At 44.0% G+C, this 23,987-nt stretch carries 22 protein-coding genes; 5 read left to right on the forward strand and 17 right to left on the reverse strand.

Annotation, left to right across the window (positions count from 1 at the left end; genetic code table 11):
* Positions 1–68 precede the first annotated feature (68 nt).
* From RBB56_RS08490 to RBB56_RS08500, 3 genes are all read right to left on the reverse strand, one after another.
* Positions 69–1,481 (reverse strand): LuxR family transcriptional regulator, encoded by a 1,413-nt coding sequence (locus RBB56_RS08490; protein ID WP_306721942.1) that lies wholly within the window; start codon positions 1,479–1,481, stop codon positions 69–71.
* Positions 1,478–1,687, reverse strand: coding sequence for a helix-turn-helix domain-containing protein (locus RBB56_RS08495; protein WP_306721943.1), 210 nt, complete (start codon positions 1,685–1,687; stop codon positions 1,478–1,480). The genes RBB56_RS08490 and RBB56_RS08495 overlap by 4 nt, the downstream gene beginning before the upstream one ends.
* A gap of 159 nt (positions 1,688–1,846) precedes the next feature.
* On the reverse strand, positions 1,847–2,935 hold the full coding sequence (locus RBB56_RS08500; RefSeq protein WP_306721944.1) for a DUF6076 domain-containing protein: 1,089 nt from the start codon (positions 2,933–2,935) through the stop codon (positions 1,847–1,849).
* A gap of 168 nt (positions 2,936–3,103) precedes the next feature.
* On the opposite strand from RBB56_RS08500, the gene RBB56_RS08505 reads away from it, so the two are divergent.
* The 5 genes from RBB56_RS08505 (at position 3,104) to RBB56_RS08525 (ending at position 8,194) form a co-directional block, all read left to right on the forward strand.
* A complete protein-coding gene (locus tag RBB56_RS08505; protein ID WP_306721945.1) occupies positions 3,104–4,126 on the forward strand; it encodes an AAA family ATPase in 1,023 nt (340 codons plus the stop codon).
* 290 nt (positions 4,127–4,416) lie between these two features.
* Positions 4,417–4,722, forward strand: coding sequence for a plasmid mobilization protein (locus RBB56_RS08510; RefSeq protein WP_306721946.1), 306 nt, complete (start codon positions 4,417–4,419; stop codon positions 4,720–4,722).
* Positions 4,722–6,104: a relaxase/mobilization nuclease domain-containing protein gene (locus RBB56_RS08515; protein ID WP_306721947.1), complete on the forward strand. Its 1,383-nt coding sequence runs from the start codon at positions 4,722–4,724 to the stop codon at positions 6,102–6,104. The genes RBB56_RS08510 and RBB56_RS08515 overlap by 1 nt, the downstream gene beginning before the upstream one ends.
* A gap of 12 nt (positions 6,105–6,116) precedes the next feature.
* Positions 6,117–6,401 carry a hypothetical protein gene (locus RBB56_RS08520; RefSeq protein WP_306721948.1) on the forward strand — a complete coding sequence of 95 codons (285 nt, stop codon included), beginning with the start codon at positions 6,117–6,119 and terminating at the stop codon, positions 6,399–6,401.
* Positions 6,402–6,493: 92 nt separating this feature from the next.
* Positions 6,494–8,194, forward strand: a complete 1,701-nt coding sequence (locus RBB56_RS08525; protein ID WP_306721949.1) for a recombinase family protein — start codon at positions 6,494–6,496, stop codon at positions 8,192–8,194.
* Positions 8,195–8,297: 103 nt separating this feature from the next.
* Here the strand turns inward: RBB56_RS08525 and srtB are convergent, their stop codons facing one another.
* From srtB to RBB56_RS08595, 14 genes are all read right to left on the reverse strand, one after another.
* Positions 8,298–9,104 (reverse strand): class B sortase, encoded by an 807-nt coding sequence (gene srtB / locus RBB56_RS08530; protein ID WP_306721950.1) that lies wholly within the window; start codon positions 9,102–9,104, stop codon positions 8,298–8,300.
* Between the two features lie 67 nt (positions 9,105–9,171).
* The gene (locus RBB56_RS08535) at positions 9,172–9,840 is read right to left on the reverse strand and encodes a hypothetical protein (RefSeq protein WP_306721951.1); all 669 of its coding nucleotides are present in this window, start codon (positions 9,838–9,840) and stop codon (positions 9,172–9,174) included.
* Positions 9,841–10,036: 196 nt separating this feature from the next.
* Complete coding sequence (gene araD / locus RBB56_RS08540) at positions 10,037–10,726, reverse strand: L-ribulose-5-phosphate 4-epimerase (RefSeq protein ID WP_306721952.1); 690 nt, start codon at positions 10,724–10,726, stop codon at positions 10,037–10,039.
* 36 nt (positions 10,727–10,762) lie between these two features.
* Positions 10,763–12,358, reverse strand: coding sequence for an FGGY-family carbohydrate kinase (locus RBB56_RS08545; RefSeq protein ID WP_331526797.1), 1,596 nt, complete (start codon positions 12,356–12,358; stop codon positions 10,763–10,765).
* 50 nt (positions 12,359–12,408) lie between these two features.
* Complete coding sequence (gene araA, locus RBB56_RS08550) at positions 12,409–13,905, reverse strand: L-arabinose isomerase (protein ID WP_306721954.1); 1,497 nt, start codon at positions 13,903–13,905, stop codon at positions 12,409–12,411.
* Between the two features lie 315 nt (positions 13,906–14,220).
* Complete coding sequence (locus RBB56_RS08555) at positions 14,221–15,978, reverse strand: methyl-accepting chemotaxis protein (protein ID WP_306721955.1); 1,758 nt, start codon at positions 15,976–15,978, stop codon at positions 14,221–14,223.
* 28 nt (positions 15,979–16,006) lie between these two features.
* Entirely contained in the window at positions 16,007–16,471 is a 465-nt protein-coding gene (locus RBB56_RS08560; RefSeq protein ID WP_306721956.1) for a restriction endonuclease, read from the reverse strand.
* Positions 16,472–16,509: 38 nt separating this feature from the next.
* On the reverse strand, positions 16,510–18,291 hold the full coding sequence (locus tag RBB56_RS08565) for an ABC-ATPase domain-containing protein (protein ID WP_306721957.1): 1,782 nt from the start codon (positions 18,289–18,291) through the stop codon (positions 16,510–16,512).
* Between the two features lie 306 nt (positions 18,292–18,597).
* A complete protein-coding gene (locus RBB56_RS08570; protein WP_306721958.1) occupies positions 18,598–19,425 on the reverse strand; it encodes an HAD family hydrolase in 828 nt (275 codons plus the stop codon).
* A 98-nt stretch (positions 19,426–19,523) separates the two neighbouring features.
* The gene (locus RBB56_RS08575) at positions 19,524–20,189 is read right to left on the reverse strand and encodes a histidine phosphatase family protein (protein WP_306721959.1); all 666 of its coding nucleotides are present in this window, start codon (positions 20,187–20,189) and stop codon (positions 19,524–19,526) included.
* Positions 20,173–20,418, reverse strand: a complete 246-nt coding sequence (locus RBB56_RS08580; RefSeq protein WP_306721960.1) for a hypothetical protein — start codon at positions 20,416–20,418, stop codon at positions 20,173–20,175. Before RBB56_RS08580 ends, RBB56_RS08575 begins: the two co-directional genes overlap by 17 nt.
* Before the next feature lie 209 nt (positions 20,419–20,627).
* Positions 20,628–22,091, reverse strand: a complete 1,464-nt coding sequence (locus RBB56_RS08585; protein ID WP_306720215.1) for an ISLre2 family transposase — start codon at positions 22,089–22,091, stop codon at positions 20,628–20,630.
* A 274-nt stretch (positions 22,092–22,365) separates the two neighbouring features.
* The gene (locus tag RBB56_RS08590) at positions 22,366–23,154 is read right to left on the reverse strand and encodes an alpha/beta hydrolase (protein ID WP_306721961.1); all 789 of its coding nucleotides are present in this window, start codon (positions 23,152–23,154) and stop codon (positions 22,366–22,368) included.
* Between the two features lie 13 nt (positions 23,155–23,167).
* Entirely contained in the window at positions 23,168–23,986 is an 819-nt protein-coding gene (locus tag RBB56_RS08595) for an alpha/beta hydrolase (protein ID WP_306721962.1), read from the reverse strand.
* Between the last annotated feature and the right edge of the window lies 1 nt (position 23,987).

Here is a 23,987-nt window from a genome sequence, read left to right on the forward strand (position 1 = left end):
CAGAAAAAAGCCCCTCACCCAAAAGGGTGAGAGGCCTGTTAAATCCAGTATTTATGCGATTTTATGGTTCATTCGCCGGTTTGGTTCTTCAGCAGGGTGCTGATGAGCTCCGCACGGCTTGAAACATCGTATTTTGAAAAAATACTTCTTGCGTGTGTTTTAACGGTATTCTCACTGATGAACAAAGCCCCGGCAATTTCGCGGTTGGATTTTCCTGAAAGGATTAGCTGCAATACCTCTTGCTCCCGGACGGTCAGCGGATCAAGGGTTTTGACCTGCCGTACAATGTCCGTTTGCTGTGACTGGCTCATATTGTCATAGGCGGCAAGGTAAGCATGGCTTTTCAGCAATAGAACAAGCTGGTGGTTGAGGGGCGGCAGCATAACCAATGTAACACACACCACCGTCAGGGCAATCACCGCCACCTCCGCACTGGGAAGCCCAATGGATGTCACAGCCATTCCCAGGACGCCTCCGCAAAGGACGCCGAATACATTGGCGGAAAGACCGATGCCAAAGGTTTGTGCCGGGTTATCGCTATAATCCAGCATTTCTCCGAGGATGCTCCACCAAAACAGGTCGAAAATACCGCAGGCACCGAGCATCAGCGTATCCACAGTCAGATAGTCGGAGGTATTTCGCCCCAGCAGCATAAAGCTGATGAACGCTCCCATAATCATTGCCATCCCGATATACAAAATTCTGGAACGCTTTGCTTTCATAGGCAGGTTGCGCATAATGGCGAGCGCCACGATATAAGGCACGGCCCAATACCAGCTCACCAGCCCCGTCAGATGCTCAAAAGCGGGGTTGATGACCTGATACATCAGTCCGGAATTAATTGTAATGATAAAGACAAAAAGACACAGCAATATTAGCTGGTTTTTAATGCCGCCATGCGTCTTATTTTTAAATGTTTTGTTCTGCTCATTCTCCTGCTCCAACGGCAGCATCCAAATGAAAACCATACCGATTACAAGACAAAGCACAGAGAGGCCAAGGCCGATAAAGGTTGACCTGTTCATGGTCACCACGTTGACTGCAATCATCAGCAAATTGGAATAAATCAGAACGTCGGCACAGGATTTAATGCGCTCGTTCTTGGGAGTAAAGGCCCTGAGAAAAAATCCCCATGCCGCCACCGCGCAGCCGCTAAAGTATCCGCTGACAATCAGTCCGCCCATCCATAGAGTGGGGAGAGGAAAAAAGAAGGGGACAGTGGCGGCTAAGCATAAGCCCATGCCGCCGAGCATCATGCTTTTGGCGGCCGTCTGTGACTTGACAAACAGGCCGCAGGTAAAAAGCCCCGCGAAATGCGCGATAATTGCAGTCAGTATGTAACGGCCGGCGTCTGTTCCACGCAGATCCAGCAGGCTGTACAGCACCTGCCCCTCGAACAAGAAGGAGAGCAGATACGCAAAAGAAAATGAAAACGCCGCAATGGAAAGCCTGCGGGCATTTAAAGTCTTAAATCTGTTCATTTTATAACCTCCCGCTCATCGGAGGCTCCGCCCTTTTTAACCCATTCGTCAATGTCGGCAGTTTTGAAACGCCAGAGCTTTCCCACCTTGGATGCGGGCATACCGCGCTGCTCAATCCATCGCATAATGGTATGGCGCTTCACGCCAAGATAATCGCAGACCTCTTGCAGGGATATCCATCTGTTTTGAATGTTGTTTTCTGGCACGGCAAGCACCTCGCTTTCTTTCAAAGGCATATGAGTAATCATGTGATAATGATACGCCATATAAGGCATGAAAGCAATCTATATTGTAGCTTTATGTAGTATTTGGTTGTTTAGTGAATATGAATCCTAAATAATTTCCTTCCAAATTTTAATAAACTATTATTCTACCTTAATTTTCTCTAGCATTTCTTCGCCCGTAATTTTCCCGTCAAGATAATTGCTCCGAGCCTGCCGTGCCAGCTTTGCCCACCGGGCATACTCCTCCGAGGACATGTCCTTGCCGCTAAACTCTTCCGGCAACTTACCGTCCGCACGGTAACGGCGAGAGTACACCTTGTTGTACTCGGTCAGGAAAGCGAGCAAATAATCGTTTCCCTGCATACCCTGATCATAAAATAGCTTTGCGCCAACCTGCTTGCAGGTGCGATCACCTTTATATGGCCGATCACAGAAATCCCGTTTACGCTTATCGGTCAACACAAAATAGCGGCTACACAGTTTGCAACGCTTAACAAACCGTGCATTTTTCAGCATCTCGGTAAACTCAAAATAGAGCATCTCATCCAAATATTCAAACAGATAGTATGGCATCAGACTGACGCCTTCGCCATCCTGGTGCATGATTTCCAAAAGCTCATCTGTTTCCCGCAGATTCCAATCATGGATATCCTTAAGCGTATCCATATCCACCTTGCCATTTTTCTTCGGCAGCAGCTCGTATTTTATTTTCACAACAGCCTCGGCAAAGCCGGGGTACTCCGATACAAATTCACAAAGCCGCTGGGACATTTCCTTGTCCGAGTGGCTTTCTCTATCTAAACAGGTGGTAACCGCTTTCGTGCATACCTCCTGCAGTTCTAAAATGTGTTCCAATTCCTCTATACAGGTTGTAAGAGGTCTAAGCAAAGCGGCCTCAAATTCATCTTTGGCATAGATGGATTCTTTCAGAATGTTGTTCAGCAAGCCCACCAAGAAGAAATAGACATAGCGGTGCTTGCCCGCAATAGTTTCGGCAACATCAAATATTTTGCTTCTGATTGTCTGATAGTTCGCCATAGTGAGCGGAATGGACTTCGTTTCAGTGAGCAGTGTTGTGTATTCTTCGAAATCCATTTCTACAAATTCAATTAGCCCATTGCCAATAAACTTTTGCGCGTACTGAGTCACCTTGTCCGGATAGGCGTAAGCCATGGAGTAAATCAGCTTGTCACTTCCCTCGAAAATTTTAATCAGTGGGTACTGTTCCATAGGCACTCCTCTCGCAAATAATCGATTTTCCTCAAACCAGCGTTTCTGCGATTCGCTGTGTATTTCTGTTTCTGGATATAGGACAATGGTATCACAAGGAATAGAAGTTTTCAACATTCGATTTATTGCATATCTCAAAGCAAATTGAATTAAGAGGAGGAATCGCAAATGTCAAAAAAGTTAGAAACCATGGATGCGGAAACCTTGATGACCACACCCATGGAGCCGCTGAAATTTATTGTCAGCGGTCTGCTACCCGAAGGACTGCATGTGCTTGCAGGCTCACCAAAAATCGGCAAGAGCTGGTTAGCCCTGTGGATCTGCTTGCAGGTGGCAAAGGGTGAAAAGGTATGGGAATTTGAAACGCTAAAAAGCGAAGTCCTGTATCTCTGCTTAGAGGACAGCTTCGCCCGTATCCAAAGCAGGCTGTTTGAAATTACCGATGAAGCACCGGCGACACTTCACTTTGCCATTATGAGCGATACTATCGGCCATGGTCTGGAAAACCAAATTGAAAGCTTTATCAAAGAGCATCCCGACATAGGATTGATTGTGATTGACACCCTGCAAAAGGTTCGCAAAACCGTTTCCGCAAATGTCAATCCCTATGCCTCCGATTATGATGACATCAGCGCACTGAAGCAAATTGCGGACCGTCACCATCTTGCCATCCTGCTCATACATCATCTTCGAAAAACAAGTGATGCTGATCCGCTCAATATGATTTCGGGAACCAGCGGCATTGCAGGCGGTGCTGATACAAACTTTGTACTGCAAAAAGACAAGCGAACGGAAAATACCGCAACGCTTATTTGCACCGGCAGAGATATCGAGGGGCGGGAACTGTTCTTGGAGTTCAACAAAAATAATTTTGTATGGGAGCTGCTGGAACCGATTGAAATGGAGCAGCTGATCATACCGGATGAAATTTTTCTTCTCTGTGATTTTATAAAATCGGCAGGTGGCTTCACTGGTACGGCAACCGAGCTGATAGAAAAATTGAATCTGGATTGTAGCCCCGCAATTCTGAAGAAGAGAATCATTAAGCACATGGAGCATCTGGGCAGAAATGGCATTCATTATTCCGAGAACAGGACTTTTGAGCGACGAGAGTTCACTCTCTGCTATGACGGTAGCATCACGCCCCCCAAATTTACCGTCTTTGCTGTCCGCACTGTCACAGAACAGTAATCTTGCCACCGTTGCCCCCTGTTCGCCCCTGTGTGGCGAGATTGACGGTGGAATGGCATAACTCCACCTAACCCGAATAAACCCGCAAATTGAGCCACCGTTGCGAGCAGCTTTGGATTTGCACTTATTTTAGAGAAAACGTAGGAGTTTCGGCTGCGATTTCTCACCCATTGGGTGAGGCGAGCAGAGCGTCGGGCTATACGCCCGCCACAGCTCGCTCGGGGCAGAAGCCCCGGACCCCACTTTATAGAGCGCCGTTGGCGCAATGAAAATCGGAAGGAGAAACGCCATTGAAGAAAAAGCCCTTTGCCTTTCGCATCAGCGAAAGCACCTATAAAACCCTGAAACAAAAATCTAAGCGTGGCAAGGTTACCATGACAGAATTTTTAGAACGAGCCATAACAGATAAAGAAATCGTTGTGGTAGACGGGATTCAGGAGCTCATCAGCGAGCTGAAAGCCATCGGCAGAAACCTCAATCAGCTTACCGCCCTTGCCAACATGGGGAAAATTGATGCCGTTTACCTTGCAGAAACCAAGGCGAAGCTAAGCGGTATTTATGAAAAGCTGTCCGCACTTTGCGAGGTGAACCGGTAATGGCAACGGTTAACTTCATCCCCTGTAAAAAGCAAAATGCCTTCTCCATGCGAAATGAAATTGAATATATTTTGCAGGATTTCAAGGTGTGCATCGAACCGGAGAAATTCAATTGTGACCACACCGTCAACTACCAAACCTATTCCGCCGATGCGGATAAGACCGGCTGCATCCGCTTAATCTCCGGCAAGGACTGCTGTCCCGAAACAGCCTTCCAAGAATTTATGGCAACCAAAAACAGCTTTAAAAAGACTGATAAAACGATGTTCTATCACTACGACCAAGCCTTTAAGGATGGCGAAACCATCTCACCCAAAACCGCACATGAGATAGCCATAAAATTTGCGGAGGATAATTACCCCGATTATGAGGTAGTCATCGCCACCCATGTGGATAACGAGCATCTACACTCCCACTTTATTATCAACTCGGTCAGCTTTAAAACAGGAAAGAAATTACATCAAGGTCCCAAAACGTTATTCAAGCTCCGGTCATATTCAGACCAAATATGTAAGCAATATGGGCTGACTACCCTTGAGCCATACACCGGCGGTAAATCGAAAAGCCTCGCCTCTCGGGAATACCGTGCCGCCGCCAAGGGGCAGAGTTGGAAGTTTTCATTGATGAACGCGATTGATATTGCAATGAAAATCAGCGGCACAAAAGCTGATTTTATTAAGAATATGGAGCGACAAGGCTACGCGGTAAAATGGACAGATACCAGAAAATATATTACCTACACCTGCCCAAACACCATGTCCTGCTGGGATATCAAGCTCCATGACAACCGCTATTTGAAGGAGATGATGGAGCGTGAATTTGAGCTTAGAAGAATTGAAGCAGCGGAACGCAGGCTCTCAGCCAGTCGAACCGATTCCCCAGCAGCCATCGCAGAACAGCCCGTCTTGTCCTCTGACACAGGAGAAGCTAGACAATCTGTTCTACAATCAAGGGCTGATTTGGGATGGGATAACCCAGCTGCAGGAGCAGGTAAAAGTTCTCCGGCAGCAGAACCGCGGCCTCAAAACACAGCTGGACAATCTACCTGCGGGGTCGGAGCTGGAGCAAATCAGCAAGAGCCTGCTGCAGATACAGCAGACGTTGTCACAGGCTGGGAAACAGAAAGAGAAGTCTTTTTCTCTGCCGAAGATGCAGCTGCCGCACCTGACATGGACGCCACTGTGGATAGTCATTCCCTTAATCTTGCTGGCATTGGCGGCAGTGTGGTTCAGCTGGGACGCGCTTTGGAACGGCTGGACAACCCTATTTCCCTAAATGACGCCACCACTAAACCTCCGCAGCATACCGGCAGGAAGAAGAAATTAGCGGTCGGTCAAAAGGAAGATGACCACAGCGGACACGATTTTGAAATGAAGATGTAAAGGAGATGCGACATGACAAACGAGAAATTAGCAGCACAGCATTATCTAAAAACCAATATCCTCGGCGCCTATGAAACCGTCGATATCATTTGGCAAAGCGACAGCGAGGGTACCTCTCACCGCACCTTTGCAGACAGCTTTGTTTACACAGACGAAACCTCCCATACCATTGAACGGGATATGGTGGTGGAGGACAGAGTGTTCCGGGTGCATTCTGTGTTTCCCGTAAAAAGCGCCTCTACCCCCACAAAAAAGATGCTTTCAGTGATTGAAAACGACCTCGAAAAAGCGCTTTAAAACGCTTGATTTCAGTAGACTTGTGGAACCTGTTGCGGTATGCTTGGGTTACCGTATTCAGTTTGCCACAACAAGAAGGAGGATTTTTAACGATGGCAAACAACGAAAAATATACCATACTCTACGGCAGACTGAGCCAAGAAGATGACCGGGAGGGTGAGAGCAACAGCATCCAAAATCAGCGATTGATTCTCACCAGGTACGCAGAAGAAAAGGGCTTCGAGAACATTCGTTTTTTGTTCGATGACGGTTTCAGCGGAACAAACTTCAACCGTCCTTCGTGGAATGAGATCATGGAGCTGATTGAAAGCGGACAGGTGGAAACCTTGATTGTCAAGGATATGAGCCGACTCGGCAGGGATTATCTGCAAACAGGCTTTCTCATGGAGCATACCTTCCCCAACCACAATGTCCGGTTCATTGCCATCAATGATGCGGTGGACACGCTCTACGGCGATAACGACTTTGCTCCGTTCCGAAACTTATTTAACGATTTTTATGCAAAAGACTGCAGCAAAAAAATTCGGTCGGTAAAGAAAGCACAGGCTGAACGCGGGGAACGGGTTGGGACAAGGCCGCCCTATGGGTACAAAAAAGACGAGAGCAATCCCAAACAGATTGTTCCCGATCCGGAAGCCGCCGAAGTGGTCAAGCACATTTTCAAGCTGTGCGCCGAGGGCAGAGGCCCCAAGCAAATCGCAAGGCAGCTCACCGAGGAACAGGTGGTAAATCCAAGCAACTACTATTTTAATCAGACCGGAGTGACTCTGACAAATTTGGATACCACCAGACCCTACCGGTGGAGAGATAACTCCATTGTCAATATCTTAAACGATGAAACCTATCTCGGACACACAGTTAGCATGAAGCATACAACCGCATCTTACAAAAACAAGAAGCAAATTATCCGTCCAGAATCCGAATGGTTAAGGTTTGAAAACACCCATGAGAGCATCATCGATCAAGAAATTTGGGATATCGCCCATGCGGTTCGAGAGCACAAAAAGCGTCCGAGAAAAAACATGGAGAACCCTAACCCTTACTCGGGACTTGTATTCTGCGCCGATTGCGGAAAGCCTTTGGTGCTACACCGTGCCCACACCATGGACGAGAGTAAAAACAATTTCGCCTGCTCCACCTACAAGCAGTATGGCAAGGAATCCTGCTCCGCCCATTACATCCGGGAAAGCCAGCTTGCGGCGGTGATTTTGGATGACCTGAAGCGTGTCACTCACTTTGCAAGGCAGGACGAAGTGCTGTTTGCGGAGTGCATCAACCGCAAAAACACTGCTGATACGAGAAAAGAAATTACCGCGCTGCAAAAAGAGCTGGAGCTTATGCGGAAAAGGGATTTAGAGCTTACCACACTATTTAAAAGACTGTACGAGGATAATGTGCTGGGGCGTATACCGGATGAGCATTACCGAACGCTGTCCAACGAGTATGCCGCAGAACAGAAAGCCTTACGCGAACGCATGCCAAAGGCTGAAGCCAGAATGGAAAAGCTCAAGAACTCCCTTACCAGCGTGGACAGGTTTATTGAAAAAGCAAAGAAATACACCAACCTTACCGAACTGACACCAGAGCTGCTTCGAATGTTCATTGCAAAAGTAGTGGTGGGTGAAAAGGCTAAGAAATACTCCCGAACTGCTCCGCAGGATATTTGGATTCACTACCGTGACATTGGAATGCTGAACGATGTCAAAGAGGAATTTGATATTCCATCCATGGAAGTTTTCTACGGAATGGATGATGAAATGATGTTTGATGATGAGCTGCCAGCCGCAATTTAAGGCATGGCAAAAGGCGGACAGCCGAAACTGTCCGCCTTATACCCCACATTTTTAGTCGGTTCATAAAGTATCCTTATGAACACTCGCATAAACGGCCACGGTATTATTTATCATCTTCACTTTCTACCGCTTGAACTACCAGCCTATGTTGTTCATTACTCGTGCAGGTGGAGAAGGTAAGCACCCTCTTTCCTTCCTCTGGAATGATATCCGACTCTATCTCCGAAGATGAGACCGCCTTCTCCAGATAAGCGCCGAAACCTTCTGCCCCTTGGGGGAATATCTGATAGGTGTCCCCGTCCGCTTCCGTCATATAAGCGGCAAAAATCTCATATCGGCAGATTCCCTCAGGAGTATATATCCACACATAAGGGTTGGCATCCACTGTCTCTTGCTGAAGATATTGGCGCAGCTTCCCGAACATGGAGGCATCCTTTCGATTGTGTCCATAGACGATGGTATTCCAATCCGAGAAGTCTCCTTTATTCTCTGCTGCTATAAAGATACAACCTGCCTGGTTCGCCTGTCCTTCAAAAGTACGGTCTAAATAAGTATTATTATCCTCCCCTTGAACAATGGGATAACTGATTGCTACAGCTCCGAATTCCACCCAGCCTACAGTATCCTCATTCTTATTAAGCAGTGCCTCAAAATCAACGGACAGTTCTCCACCACCATTGTGTGCAGCATCGCCCCCCTCTTTCGCGTCTTCCTTATCTTCTTCCCTGACAGTTTCTTCATCTGCTTCTTCCTTCTCCTGCCTCTTTACCGTCTCAAGAAGTTGTCCATATTCCTCCTCTGCCTGGTCATATTGCCCTTTCATCCCTATCAGATTCCATGCTGAAAATCCGATTATTCCAATGGCTATAAGTATGATTACTGTACCGACCCATCCCTTTTTTCGCTTCATCCCGCCTACCTTTTGCACTATCTGTTTTTTCTGTTATTCGATCATTACATTTCCTACTTATTATTAATTAAAGGATGTCCTTTGTCAATGTATCAAGCTGCCATTCATTCAACTCGAACAGTTCGTCTTCCGCTTCTCCTTCATATCCGTTGAAGCCATTTGCCTTTTGCTCGCTTTTCGACGCATCGGCTGCCTCTTTCGCACTATCCGCATACTGCTCCTCACTGCTCTTACCGATTCCATCTTCCATTTCTTCTATTTCCTTTTTCATCTCCTGTATCTTCGCATCCAGCTTAAGCGCCCGTAGAATATTATTGATATCCTCCGGCGAAAACATGCCGATAGCTTTCCCTAATTGGCCGATATTATCTCGATTCACCATAAGGCATCCGCCTCCTGATAAGGGAATACGGATAACATTCTTAGGATTACTCATATCGCCGAGGCAAAGCTCTCTTTTCTCATTGTTACAGAGAAAAATAACCCCATTATATTCCACAATACCTTTTTCATCCGCAAGATAGGAATAAGGCGCCCCTTTCCCTTTCTCAGGAATCGCTTGCATCTTGTCTTTATCATTAATCAGCTTGTTTTTCATCTGCCGGGCAATGCTTTCTGCTACTTCCCCTTCCACCGTTTTACCGGCAAATGCTGTTTGGCCCATCGTCTTTACCGCCATGTAAGCATAATTATTCTGCAATGTGCTAGTTCCGTTAACTAACATATTAATAACCATTCCTTTCCCCTATGAAATCACAAGTATTCTTACGGTCGATGCAGTAAATGCGCAGACCTGCTGAATAGTTACAATCACTCTTTACTATGTGTATCGGTATTTCCTATAAATAGTAAATAGCTGCAAACGACTTTATCCCTCGTTTGCAGCTATTGATTGTTATTTCATAGAATCTATACAGGCAGACTCTTGCTTCCTATTTCTGTCCATAATATGCGTTTGCCCCGTGCTTTCTATAATAGTGCTTATCTTGCAGCTCCTGAGGTGCAGGGGTCACTTCACTATTGATCCGCTCACAACGAGCTGCCATCTTGGCCACTTCCTCCAGCACTACCGCATTGTGCACCGCTTCATTGGCATCTTTCCCCCAGGAAAATGGTCCATGGTTCTTGCAAAGAACTGCCGGAACTGCTTCATAGTCCTTATCCTTAAAATAATCGATGATTAAAAGTCCGGTATTCTTCTCGTAGGCACCTTCGATTTCCTCTTTTGTCAGACATCTGACACAAGGAATCTCTCCATACATATAGTCCGCATGAGTCGTGCCGTAACAAGGAATTCCCCTTCCGGCCTGAGCCCAGCTCGTTGCCCAGGAAGAGTGAGTATGCACGATACCGCCCACCTTCGGAAATGCCTTATATAATTCCAGGTGTGTGGCTGTATCGGAGGAGGGGTTATATTTCCCTTCCACCTTATTGCCATCCATATCCATAACTACCATATCGTCAACCGTCAGCTTGTCGTATTCCACACCGCTTGGCTTAATGACAAAAAGCTGTTTCTCTCTGTCAATTCCGCTGACATTTCCCCATGTAAAGGTGACGAGACCGTATTTAGGCAACAGCATATTCGCTTCATATACTTGTTTTTTCAGTTCTTCTAACATATTTGGCTCCTATCTGCGTGCTTTAGCACGACCAGCTTATTTCATGCTTTCTACTGCAGCCTTTTCTATCGGTAATCCCGCTTTATAGCGACTGATGAATGCATCGAATCCTTCCACATCTTTCGGATCAGGATCCATCTTAATTCCTTTATTTCCTGCAAATACTTTTTCATTCAGATAATGAGAAAGTGTCTCATCGGCTTCTTTGTTGTTCATATAAGAAGCAAGTACGGCAATTCCCCATGCTCCGCCTTCTCCTGCGGTCTCCATAACAGATACCGGAGTATCCATAGCCGCTGCCAGGAAGCCTTGACCAACACCTTCTGTCTTGAACAAGCCGCCATGACCGAATATTTCATCCGCCTGAACTTTCTCCTCTTTAAATAGAATATCCAGACCTATCTTCAAAGCTGCCAGAGAAGAGTACAGGTGTGATCTCATAAAATTAGCAAGAGTAAAATTGCAGTTCATCTCACGTGCGAACAGAGGGCGCCCCTCATCGAAACCGGTTACCGGCTCCCCTGAGAAATAGCAATAGGAAAGCAGACCGCCACAATCGGCATCTCCTTCTAACGCCTTGAAGTACAAATCATCATAGAGCTTAGGCATATTCACTTCCAAGCCGATTGTCTCCATAAATTCTTTAAAAATATTCACCCATGCATTTAAGTCCGAAGTACAATTATTGCAATGAACCATAGCCACCAGGCTTCCATCCGGTGTGGTCACTAAATCGATTTCCGGGTATACCTTGGAAAGGTCTTTCTCCAACACAATCATAGCAAAAACACTTGTTCCGGCAGAAACATTACCGGTTTTCACAGCTACACTGTTAGTCGCCGTCATACCGGTTCCCGCATCGCCTTCCGGAGGACAAATGGAAATTCCAGCCTTCAACTCACCGGTGGGATCTAGAAGCTTCGCCCCTTCTTCCGTAAGAGTTCCTGCATTTTCACCGGCAAGAAGAACCTTAGGAAGTATATCCATTAGCTTCCATGAATAATTTTCTCCTGCTACCAACTGGTCGAACTGCTCTATCATCTGCTTATTATAATCTTTCGTATCGATATCGATAGGGAACATACCGGATGCATCGCCTACACCGAGCACTCTTTCTCCGGTAAGCTTCCAATGTACATAGCCGGCAAGCGTAGTGAAGAAGTCAATATCCTTCACATGTTCTTCCTTATCCAGAATCGCCTGTCTTAAATGGGAAATACTCCATCTGAGAGGAATATTGTAATCGAATAATTCGGTCAGCTCCGCTGCTGCCTGGCCTGTCGTAGTATTTCTCCATGTACGGAAAGGAACGAGAATCTCGCCTTCCTTGTCGAACGCCATATAACCGTGCATCATAGCACTGAAACCGATACTTCCTATTGTCTGAAGCGAAACATCATATTTGCTCTTCACTTCCTCAGCCAGTTTGCTATAGCTGCCCTGAAGCCCTTTCCATACATCCTCAATACTATAAGTCCAAACACCATCCTTGTATTGATTCTCCCAGCCATAACCGCCGGAGGCGATAGGGGAATTATCTTCCCCTATCAAAACTGCCTTTATTCTCGTTGAACCGAGCTCAATACCCAATGCCGTCTTTCCGTTAAGAATCATTTCTTTTATATTGCTCATATAAATAACCATGCCCTTTCCCTTAAAACATCATCTATTCTGTATGATAGTTATCTGAATGCAATTTCATTCCATCTCAGTTCATTCTTGAAGTTTCTGATCGTCGTATCATTATCGATAACAACGCTTTCAATTCCCATCGCTGCCGCCCAATCTACCATCTGGTCTACAGTAAGATCATAAGAGAATGCTGTATGGTGTGCACCGCCTGCCAGAATCCAAGCTTCTGCTCCTACCTTAAGGTTAGGCTGAGGTGTCCAGAATGCTGCCGCAACCGGAAGCTTGGGCATCGGCTTCTCGATTTCCTTGCAGTCCACTGCATTGATAATCAAGCGGAATCTCGTTCCCAAATCGATTAAGGAGGTTGCTACCGCAGAACCTGTCTTCGATGTGAATACGAGACGTGCGGGTTCTTCTCTGTTACCCATGGATAAAGGATTAACCTTAATGCCCACCTTTCCACTCGCAACAGTAGGGCATACCTCTAACATATGTGCCTGTAGAATACCTTCTTTACCCGGTACAAGATTATAAGTATAGTCTTCCATAAAGGAGGTTCCTTTTGCATCTTTAATACCGGAAGCCATAATCTTCATTAAGCGAACCATAGCCGCTGTCTTCCAGTCACCTTCTCCGCCGAATCCATAGCCTTTTTCCATTAATCTCTGGATGGCAAGACCGGGAAGCTGCTGCAACTGTCCCAAATCGCCAAAGTGAGTAACAATTGCATGATAATTTCTTTCTTCAAGGAATTTCTCAAATCCAATCTCAATGCCTGCCTGAACTGCAACATGTTTTCTAAAGTCCGCTTCATCCCTTCCTTCAAGAATAATGTCGTATTTGGAATAATATTCCTCAACGAGAGCATTCGTCTCGCCTTCCGTTACTGCATTTACATATTCTACAATCTCATTTACCGGATAAGCATCGATTTCCCAGCCGAATTTAATCTGTGCTTCTACTTTGTCGCCTTCTGTTACCGCTACGTTCCTCATATTATCTGCAACACGGCATACGCGGATGTGGGAAGATTCCATAATACCGATTGCGGTTCTCATCCAATCGGCCATCGTCTTCTGTACTTCCTTATCACTCCAATGCCCTACTACTACTTTCCTCTCGATGCCCATGCGGCTTACGATATGACCGTATTCCCTGTCACCATGAGCGGACTGATTTTCATTCATAAAGTCCATATCGATATCATCATAAGGAATCTCTTCATTAAACTGTGTATGAAGGTGCATCAATGGCTTTCTATATTCCTGAAGTCCAAGTATCCACGATTTCGCCGGAGAGAAAGTGTGCATCCATGTGATGACACCTGCACATTCTTCGTCCGCGTTCGCTTCGTTGAAGGTTCTTCTTATTAATTCATTCGTAATTAATGTGGGTTTCCATACGATCTCAAAAGGAAACATTCCCGAGTTGTTCAAATTCTCTACAATGATCTTAGAGTGCTCTGCTACCCTTGTGAGGCATTCATCTCCATATAAATCCTGTGAACCTGTGCAAAACCAAAATTTGTAATTCTTTCCTGTTTTCATTTTCAATCCTCCTATGCGTTGTATTGTTTGTAAGTGTTATATCCATATGCAAGCCGAATATTCCAACACATTTGCTAAAGTTGTATTGTTTTGTCCTAGTTGTATTCTTTTATAATTCATACGAAAACCATATTTTCGACTCATATCCTATATAACATATACAAATATTTATAATTTCCTTTTCATTCTTTATAAGATAATAATATATTTTTCCTCTATACTTGTCAATACGTAATTACATACTTATAATACAAATACAAAAAAGTTGTACCATTTATATAAGTACAACTTTTCATATCACCTTTGCAATATTAATTATTTAAATCTCTGTACAATTTCTTCTAACTGTTGTGCTAACTCCTTCAACTCCTTCGTATGGCTGGCAACTTCCTCCATGGAAGCAAGCTGTTCCTGAGAAGTAGCGGAAACCTCTTCCGTAGCCGCAGATGTTTCTTCCGTCGATGCGGAAATGGATTCCATATTTCCTACTATTTCATCCTTCATCCTGCGCATCTGCCTGCTGTCCTCCGTAATAGAGGATACCCTATCGATAAGAGACCTGATCTCTTCCGCAATATTTAAAAATATTTCTTTCGTATTATCAACTGCCAAGGACTGTTCTTCTATAACCTTAAGTACTGAAGCCATCGTCTTTACCGAGGAATCTGCATATGTATGAATTTCTTCGATTGCACCATTTATTTCACCCACTTCTGAAGCAGACTGTTCCGCAAGCTTGCGTATTTCCTCTGCAACTACTGCAAATCCTCTTCCTGCATCTCCTGCCCTTGCCGCTTCTATGGAGGCATTGAGGGCAAGGAGATTGGTCTGCTCGGAGATTTGAATAATCGCTTCCGTTACCGAATTAATGTTGTTGGCGCTCGCCATAACCTTATTAATGACCTCATCAATTTCATGAATTGCACTGTCTGTCTTATTCATGGATTCTGCAAGTGTTCCCACCGCTGCAAGCCCACTTTCCCTTAACTCTTCCGTTCTCTGTGTCGTAAGGTTCATCTGCTCTGTGGACTCCGATACGGATTCGATATTATTCGCCAATTCATCCACTTTGTTTACCGTATCCGCTACACTGGAAGCCTCATCCGATACCGCACTGGCAACTTCTTGAATGGTAACCGCTACTTCATTAATTGCTTTCGATGTTTCATCCGTTATCCCGGCGAGAGAATCTGAGAACCGGAGGACTGTTCCCGAAGACTTCTTCAGCGCACCGATAAGTTCTTGCATATTATGAAGCATAATATTAAAAGAATTGCCAAGCAGCCCTGTCTCATCCCTATTTCTCACCGATAATGCCGCAATATTCAAATTGCCATTCGAAACTTGTTCCAAAGAGCCGCTGATTCGTCGAATAGGAGTGGCAATATGGCGTGCAAAAAGGAAGATAACTGCCAGTCCGATAACAAGCGAAATAATTAATACTATCACTAATGTATTTAAAATAGTGCTTGCACCTGCGTTATAGTCCATGGCATAGGAGCCTGCAGATACAATCCATCCCCAATCTGCTTCCTGTTTCTGATAGGATATCTTAAGCGCTGTCGCTTCAGAACCCGGTAAATTCCATGTGTAGGTCACATAACCTCCGCCATTAACACCTATGTTAATCTGCTCCTGAACGAATTTCGTTCCATCACCGCTCTTATCCTCCACATCCCATACATTCTGCCCTTCTAACGACGGATGTGCAACCTCATTACCCTGTGCATCGTATACGACGAAATAACCATTTTCTCCCAAATCAACACTGGAGTTAATGGGACGCTTTCCTTCCGCATCCTTTTCCCCAAGCAAAGCAACCTTAACTTGTTCCTGCGCATCTTCAAGGGTCAAAGTCCCCCTCTCCACTTCCTCTTGCTTGGCATCAATCAATTGGAGAGCCTGCTCCACGCTATTTTTCAGTATGACCTCCCCTTTTTTATCGAGTTCCGACTTCGCCGTCGTATAGCTGAATGCTCCCGTTAATGCCAGCGGTATCGTCAATAATAGGCTGGATATAATAACCAACTTAAGTTGAATGGTAAATCTGATATTTCTTTTTTCCTTTTTCATTCGTTCTCTCTTCCCGGAGATAACTATTTTATCTCTCTATCGTCTTCTCCTGCATCATACTATCCAGATATCCCCTATCCCATAATAGAATCTTAAGCTTTCCGGCCGCTTCTACCGCCGGCGACGTAAAGTATTGATTCGTCAACACTACCCCTACCATGCGATCATAATAATCCCTTCCCGCATACGCTTCCTGTACCGCTTTTACTCCTACCGGTGTGGAATAACATTTACACTGAATAGCATAAGTTACCCCCTCTTTTTCCGCTAATATATCAATCCCATAGTCACCGCTCCCTTTTGTTACCTCCACTTCCACAAATCCTCTTTCCTGCAGAAGCTCAGCACAAAATTGCTCGAAGTCATGTCCTTCCATCTCATCGATAGAATTAGGTCTTCGTTTTCTATGCAAAAGATGATACAAAAGCACAGTAATCATTGCGATTAGAATAACGAGTATTAGTACAATCATCGCTCCACCGTATCCTGCCATCCTCTTCTCCTTTCCTCCCCGGATTCTCTTATCAGGCTCTACAGACCTTTTATCTGCAGACTCCGGCAGCGATTTATACAGGCGAATACTTCCTGTTTTCTTGGAAGCGCCATGCCTGCCGGAAGATAACTCCCAGGAACAACAGTTGACAGACCCTCCTTCTCCATTAATTCCATTAGCTTATCTACAATTTCCTGTACCGTATATTTCCCATTGAATAACTTCTGCTGCGCATAAGCGAGCAGATAGCCAAGCGCCGTCACCTGCTCCGAATCCGCAATCTGTTCCACGTAATGGAGATGAATCGTCTCCTTATTAAGCATTACTCCTTCTTTTCCCATTCCTTTTATTTTAATACGGTCACCATCTCTTCGCTCATTCCCTCTCCTGCCATAACCTCTTCCGGGCGCATTTCCCCTATTTTCCGATGTATGCCCATCAAATACTAAAGCAGGAATAGGCATACGTCTATAATCCGGCATATTAGGTACTTCTCGCGGTAACGTCACCGCCGGGAATGCCTTAGCTTCCTCTTTGGCAAATGCTGTAATCTCTTCCGGCTTATAATGATCCATCTGAATAATACAGTCCGCAATCTGAAAATAAGAACCGGAGCTTCCCGCTACCAGAATACAGGATACTCCTCTTTCCTCATATAAGAATCTAGCCCTCTCTATAAAAGGTGTAATCGGCTCCTTATCTCTATGAACAACGCGCTGCATAAGCTCGTCCCTCACCATGAAGTTGGTGGCACTCGTATCTTCGTCTATCAATAACAGAGAAGAGCCGCTTTCAATCGCCTCCACTACATTCGCGGCCTGAGAAGTACTTCCGCTGGCATCCTCTGTCTCGAACCTTTTGGTATCCTTTCCACCCGGAAGATTATTGACAAATAATGAGATATCATCTCCCTTTACACTTCTTCCATCTTCCGCACGAATTTTCACCGCATCAGCAATAGTTACTACATATTCTCTGCCGTCTCCTGATATATGGTTATAGACTCCAAGCTCCAATGCTTTTAACAGGGTGGATTTTCCATGATAGCCCCCTCCTACAATTAAGGTAATCCCCTTTTTGATTCCCATACCGAATATCTCACCCTTATGAGGAAGCTGCATCCTCACCTCCATAGACTCCGGCGATAGGAACGGCACACTGTTCTTCATCGGTTTATCGGAAATTCCTGATTCCCTAGGCAGAACCGAGCCATTAGCCACAAAAGCTACAAGCCCCATTCCCTCCAAGTTCTCTCTTATATAATGCCTGTCATCTGCCAGGAACAATATCTTCTTTATCTCATCCTTATTTAGACGCGCATAAAAAAATACACTTTGCACACATTGAGGCAAAAAATCAAAAAGAATTTTCTCAAGTTCCTGTGAGCAAATGGTTCTCCCATTGGCAGGAAACCCAATTTCTATACGTACCGTAACATTTCCATTTTCCGGCGCAATCATACATGCTGTTCTCTCGATCACCTCTTGTCCACACCGGCTTACCGCCAAAAGCCCGCTCTTGCCGGAACCCTTCGCTTTAAAATTATACCGTTCTGCCGAGTCTCCGAATAGTCTGAGCAAATAATCCTGCATTGCTACCCTACGCTCCTTCTTCTCATAGCACTCCATGGGAAATCCCGCCTTCGTTCCCTCCACATGGATACTCACTTTAGACGGAGATGCGAAGGGATCACCCTGTACATGGTCAATGGATAGGGTATAATTTCCAAAGGAATATGCACCGCGAGTATCTTTATATGCAGGATAACCTTTACGATCTATGCTTCTAAGAAGTTTCTGTAAATCTGTCGATGTCTTCATTTTCATACCCCTCTGCACGCTTCGTGCGCATTCAAATAAATAAGTTGAAAACACATTTTATTCAACTTTATACTTCATATCTACAATTCAATTTAATTACGTCTTATCATATAACTTTTTAGAAGAAATGAAAACTAGTATTCCTAAAAATAATATAATAAAGTCTTTCCTATAATTCAAAAAAAGCTGTCGCTCCAGTAGATTATTCATCTACTGAGGCGACAGCCTCACTCATCCTCTTAAAATACTAGTAACTATTCAGTGCAGTAGGTGCACCAGCCTACTGAATAATTACAAATGACATTATTATACCAACTTTAGTTGTTCCAATACCGTATAGACTCCATCAGCATCTATATCCGGTGCGATCATATCTGCATACTGCTTTAATATTGGAACACTATTTTCCATCGCAATCCCAATATGAGAAAATTGAATCATCTCTATATCGTTATAACCATCACCTAAGGCAATTACTGACTCTTTCGTTTCATCAATATAGTTTAGGATATGACTTATTCCTACTGCCTTATTAATTCCTATTTTCGTCACCTCACCGCTACTCTTATCTGAGGCATCAACAATACTGTTCGGAAGGATATAAAAATAGTCAGAAAACTTTTCTTTTAGCTCATCCAGATTCCCTTTATAGTTAAAAAAGTTAATCTTCTCGATCTGATTGATATCCTTTGAATCGTGAATAATCATCATGATTCTTTCCATCTCTTCTGAGACGCCTGTTTCCGGATACATCTCTTGCATTAGGTTCAAGAGGTACTCTTTGGATGATTGCCAAACATAGCAAGCATCCTTCGCCCCATACAAAATGTGCGCATTCCACTGTTCCAAATCCTGTGATAGATGATAAAGCATTTCTTTATCCATCACATCGCGATAAATTTCCTTGCCTGCATATTCTACATAGGAACCATTTCCCAAGACCATACCTTGAAATTCCAAATCCAGAAGCTGTTCCGGCAACTCCACCTTACTACGCCCTGTGGCCAGAAATATTTTATGCCCCTTTTCCTTTAACCTTTGCAGTGCCAATCCCGCTGACTCCCGCAACACACCTTTATCATTTAAGAGGGTGCCATCGATATCAAAGAAAATCAACATGCTTTTCCTTTCCATTTACTTCACCCTCTTTCCATTAATTTACTGTGTCTGTTCAGCACCTCCACAGTTACATGTAAAAACTATTAAAGTCACCTTAGAACCATGTTACTGAATTAGCCCTCACGATAACTAGTATCACCAACAACTTCCATTGTATAATTACCGTCTTTATATTTCAAGATCGTAACAGAACAATTTCCAATATCTTCGCCATTGTAGTCATCAGGTACATACATCTCCAAAATAGTCGGTATCTGACTGCCGGATGATACTACCAGTACATTACCTCCACCTGCCGCAAGAGATTCTTCCACTAACTGGTTCATTGCCGCTCCGGCACGAGCCAAAATCTCATCATAAGACTCTGCCGCCTGTAACGCATCATTCGCTGCAATCGCATCCGCAATGCCACGGTCTCCTAAGATTTCATATACTTCGCCGTAGTGTGTCCATTCTTCGTCAAAAGTATATCCATATTCTTCGAAAATTGGATTCCACATCGCCGCATTGGTTCCGCCTTCATATCCTCCATAATTCCATTCATTGAAACCAACATTCTCTACCAGCATAGGTATTTCATTATCATTTTGCTCTAATATTAATTTTGCCGTTTTAATCTGACGCCCTAACTCACCACTATAGGCAGCGACAAATTTCACGTCTTTCAGTCCTGCTCCGACTAGTTGGGCCTGTTCAATTCCTACTCCTGTTAAAGGGGAATCACAGAATCCTTGTACCTGTCCGGTAGTATTAAAAAATGTCTTACCATGTCTTACCATGTCTTACCATATAAATTGTCACTTCATCCGACACTGGCACATCTGTTTCTGCATCGGCTATTTCCTCGGCTTCCGTATTCGCATCGACTTCTGTATTGGCATTTGCCTCCACATTGGTTTCCACCATATCTACACTTGTATCTGCGCCTTGCGTGTTTTGTGCTTTTTGACCACATCCTGCTAACGATACTGTTAGGCAAAGCAGAATTCCTATCACTGTCTTTTTCATCGTTTCCTCCATAGTTTCTTTTTTAGAATTTAATTTTTTAGATTATAGTCACTATATCTATGTTTATTATATTAATTCTTTTGTGCACTTTCAAATAAATGCAGTTCCATGATAGCGTAAATTTACTGTAGGATTTAATTGGGTAGAGAATCCCCTTGATGTGTTTTAGATTTAACCTCTTTTCACAATATACCTACTTTCTATTCTTTTTACAATCCCCAAATGTGGTTTTTAAAATAAGCTATCTTTTTCACTTCTGGAAAGGGAATGCTATGAGTTATCCTTTCTACATAGCGTTGTTCCTCTGTCAGTCGCTTGCTTTCCAATCGAAACATCTCGCTGCTTAAATAGATTCTTTCTTCTGTACCCACTGCTATGGGCAACTCCTGCTTTTGCATTCTCACCAACTCCAACATATTTCCTTTGTTTGCTTTATAAATCCTTAGCTTTGCCATTTGGTGAACTCCATGCTTACTCCACCCTAATGGTCTGGAACTCATCCTGTCTGCGTAGATATGGCTCACATGTCCTTCTGCACTGCATCCCACTTGTGTTTCTTTATTTCTCAAACCCTGCATGATCCCATCCCAATGCCCTAGGATATAAGCCATACTACTTTCTACCTTTTTCCTTTGTGCTTCGTTTTCTGTTATATTCAGGATTTTTTCAAAGGTCTCGGATGCCATCCATTTCGCTCTCTTGTGTATGGCACCATACAGTTCACTTCTTGCATCCTCTGACGAATCCATTAAATGCGAAGTTGCTGCTGTGATATATTTCTGCATATGGAATTTATCCAGTACGAAGGTTGATCCGGCTATAAATTTACGTCCGCTTTTTATCCAGGCTGCACCATCTCCATTAATATAAATCTGTTTTATGGCATCCATGTCATAGGTGGCGCTGATATACTCATAAATCTCTCGCCAGAACTGTTCTACTCCTTTGCTTCCCTCATATATGCCCCCAAAGTACTTCGGATTGATCAGCTTAAACCTTTCGCTTTTAGGCGCTTCTGATTCCGCACCTTCATATACATAGGCTATTTTAGGCATACTGGTGTTGCTTCGAGGTTTCGTGATATCTCCCTTTTTCTCGAGATACTGCAATGACACATGATCTTCATCTGCATCAATATAAAGATAGGAAACCTGTTTTTTATTCTCTATTTTTTCTGGTTTTGTATGAAATTTCAGATCATGTATCTTATTTTTTACTGTCTGTTTGCTGACTTTTTCGGAAAGACTGGCTCTGATTCCTCCTTTGCGATAGCTACTGTCGACCGCTTCCTCAAGCATCTGCGCCTGTGCATCTTCTGTCATCCTTACATGGCTTTCTAATCCCATGATCCGATCTAGCAGATATTCACAGGCTCCAGTCTTCTTGTTCTTAAACAGTGTCTTGCAATATCTCACAGTTCCAAGGCTGGTAATCAGGGATGTTTCATCTCGTCTGCTTATGACCCAGTTTCTCCTTCTGTATCCGCTGTTTCTCAGTTCTTCATCCATACTTTCAAAAGTCTCCGCAATCATGTCCAGTCCTAACTGTACTACACTATCTGTAATTCCATAGATAAACTCTGCTTGTTGTTGAGGATCTTTCAAAAACTTTTCCAGAACTCCTGTTAAATTTTTTGCCCCATTTTCTTCAAACTGTTGTATACTTTTAATCATAGAGAGCACCTTCCTTTGTGTCCGATTTTTTCTTAGTCGTTAAAATCATAACACAAAGAGGCGTTCTCTTTTTATTCAATTAATATCCTACAAAAACTTTACCCTAGCCACTTCCATATAAGTGGAACTCTTGTTATTATGCACAAGTGCCATATTGTTATAGCGGACTAGAAGAGTATGTATATGTAACTGTGAGAGTTAAATTGAGGTTTGTTTCCACATTCCCGGAAACAAACCTCAACTCGTTGCTTTTACTCTATATATTTTGTATTTATTACACCATCTTACATGCCAAAGGCATCCAATCCAATACATTACGGATATACATATCCCAGAATTCCCAGCTATGAGATCCGGAATACTTTTCATAAATAACATCGATTTCTTTTTCTTTTGCCTTTTCATAGAAGGTCTCATTAGCAGGAAGAATGAAGTCTTCCGTACCACAGACCATATAGAGAGGTGGTAATTTCTCCGATTCTGCTGTTTCCAGCAGGTCTATTACTTCACCATGCTCTTTTTCTCCGTATATCGCACGCATATAGTTAAGCGGCATCTTATCCATATGAGCGCAGTTATCCACTGCTTTCATATTCAAAGCCCCCGAAAGGCTGGCTGCAGCCTGATATTTCTCAGGGAAAGTCATTGCAAAGCGGAACGCTCCGCCTCCGCCCATGGATAATCCCGCAATGAAAGTATCCTCTTTTTTTGTACTAAGCGGTAAAATTACGCTGAGGAATTCCGGTAACTCCTTCGAGATATAGGTCTGGTATTTCTCTCCGTATTCCATATCGAGATAAGCACTATTTTCCACCGTGGGCATGACCACCGCCAGACATTTCTCCTGTGCGTAATTCTCTATACGGGAATTTCTCGTCCAGCTGCCATAATCATCATAGCTTCCGTGGAGCAAATAGAGTGTCTGGTACTTCTTATCCGGTAAGAGGAATTGCTCCTCTTTATCAAATAGATAGTCGTCCGGCCCTGTCGTAGGAATAAAAACGAGTACATTAGTGCTTTTTCGCAGTGAATCCGAAAAAAAGTTCAATTGAATATGTGCCATATGCTTTTCCTCCCTACTCCGCTACCGCTTGTTTCGCCAACGGCAGCCACTCGATAGCTTTTCTAATATGTTCATCCCAATAATACCAATCGTGGATTCCCGGATGCTCTTCATAAGTTACGTCTACACCTATAAGCTCTAACTTCTTCCGTGCCGCTTTATTATTTTCATAAATAAAATCTTCCGTACCACAGCTTTGGAATACTCTTGGCATTGCATATCCCTGTTCCTTTTTCTTCCGATAAAGCGCCATAAGATCTGCATCAGAACCTGCTATTTCTTCCGGCTTTTCGAAAATTCCTTTCCAGAGAAACGGACCTTCTATCGCGCCCTCCTCGATACTTTCATACACTCCCACAATATCGATTGCCCCCGAAAGGCTGATGCAGGCACTGAATAATTCCGGGCTCTCAAAAGCAGTTTTCACAGCCCCATAGCCACCCATAGAAAGCCCTGCCACAAAGTTATTCTCTCTCCTTCGGCTGACCGGGAACATAGACTGCACAAATTCGGGTAATTCTTTTGTAATATAATCCAAATAATCAGAACCTCGATACATGTTCTGATAGAAACTGTTCGATGCCGATGGCATAACTACTACCAGACGATTCTCCGCTGCGTATCTTTCTATACTGGTCCATCTAAGCCAGTCGGAATAATCTCCGTATGCCCCATGCAGAAGATAAAGCACCTGATACTTTGCCCCCGGATAGAAATAAGAATCTTCCTTCTTATTTAACACTTCATCAGAATTAGGCGTAGGAATCACTACGTTAATATCCGTTCCGAAGCACAGTGACTTCGAGAAAAAATTACATTGCAATAATGCCATA

The sequence above is a fragment of the Kineothrix sp. MB12-C1 genome, from assembly GCF_030863805.1.
Lineage (GTDB): Bacteria > Bacillota > Clostridia > Lachnospirales > Lachnospiraceae > Kineothrix.

Coding starts and splice junctions, on each gene's coding strand:
- RBB56_RS08565 (WP_306721957.1), bottom strand. CDS start 18,291: ATGAAGACATCGACAGATTTACAGAAACTTCTTAGAAGCATAGATCGT.
- RBB56_RS08500 (WP_306721944.1), bottom strand. CDS start 2,935: ATGGAACAGTACCCACTGATTAAAATTTTCGAGGGAAGTGACAAGCTG.
- srtB (WP_306721950.1), bottom strand. CDS start 9,104: ATGAAGCGAAAAAAGGGATGGGTCGGTACAGTAATCATACTTATAGCC.
- RBB56_RS08575 (WP_306721959.1), bottom strand. CDS start 20,189: ATGGTAAGACATGGTAAGACATTTTTTAATACTACCGGACAGGTACAA.
- RBB56_RS08555 (WP_306721955.1), bottom strand. CDS start 15,978: ATGAAAAAGGAAAAAAGAAATATCAGATTTACCATTCAACTTAAGTTG.
- RBB56_RS08585 (WP_306720215.1), bottom strand. CDS start 22,091: ATGATTAAAAGTATACAACAGTTTGAAGAAAATGGGGCAAAAAATTTA.
- RBB56_RS08515 (WP_306721947.1), top strand. CDS start 4,722: ATGGCAACGGTTAACTTCATCCCCTGTAAAAAGCAAAATGCCTTCTCC.
- RBB56_RS08590 (WP_306721961.1), bottom strand. CDS start 23,154: ATGGCACATATTCAATTGAACTTTTTTTCGGATTCACTGCGAAAAAGC.
- RBB56_RS08545 (WP_331526797.1), bottom strand. CDS start 12,358: ATGAGCAATATAAAAGAAATGATTCTTAACGGAAAGACGGCATTGGGT.
- RBB56_RS08560 (WP_306721956.1), bottom strand. CDS start 16,471: ATGGCAGGATACGGTGGAGCGATGATTGTACTAATACTCGTTATTCTA.
- RBB56_RS08505 (WP_306721945.1), top strand. CDS start 3,104: ATGTCAAAAAAGTTAGAAACCATGGATGCGGAAACCTTGATGACCACA.
- RBB56_RS08520 (WP_306721948.1), top strand. CDS start 6,117: ATGACAAACGAGAAATTAGCAGCACAGCATTATCTAAAAACCAATATC.
- RBB56_RS08570 (WP_306721958.1), bottom strand. CDS start 19,425: ATGGAAAGGAAAAGCATGTTGATTTTCTTTGATATCGATGGCACCCTC.
- RBB56_RS08595 (WP_306721962.1), bottom strand. CDS start 23,986: ATGGCATTATTGCAATGTAATTTTTTCTCGAAGTCACTGTGCTTCGGA.
- araA (WP_306721954.1), bottom strand. CDS start 13,905: ATGAAAACAGGAAAGAATTACAAATTTTGGTTTTGCACAGGTTCACAG.
- RBB56_RS08580 (WP_306721960.1), bottom strand. CDS start 20,418: ATGAAAAAGACAGTGATAGGAATTCTGCTTTGCCTAACAGTATCGTTA.
- RBB56_RS08535 (WP_306721951.1), bottom strand. CDS start 9,840: ATGGTTATTAATATGTTAGTTAACGGAACTAGCACATTGCAGAATAAT.
- araD (WP_306721952.1), bottom strand. CDS start 10,726: ATGTTAGAAGAACTGAAAAAACAAGTATATGAAGCGAATATGCTGTTG.
- RBB56_RS08525 (WP_306721949.1), top strand. CDS start 6,494: ATGGCAAACAACGAAAAATATACCATACTCTACGGCAGACTGAGCCAA.
- RBB56_RS08490 (WP_306721942.1), bottom strand. CDS start 1,481: ATGAACAGATTTAAGACTTTAAATGCCCGCAGGCTTTCCATTGCGGCG.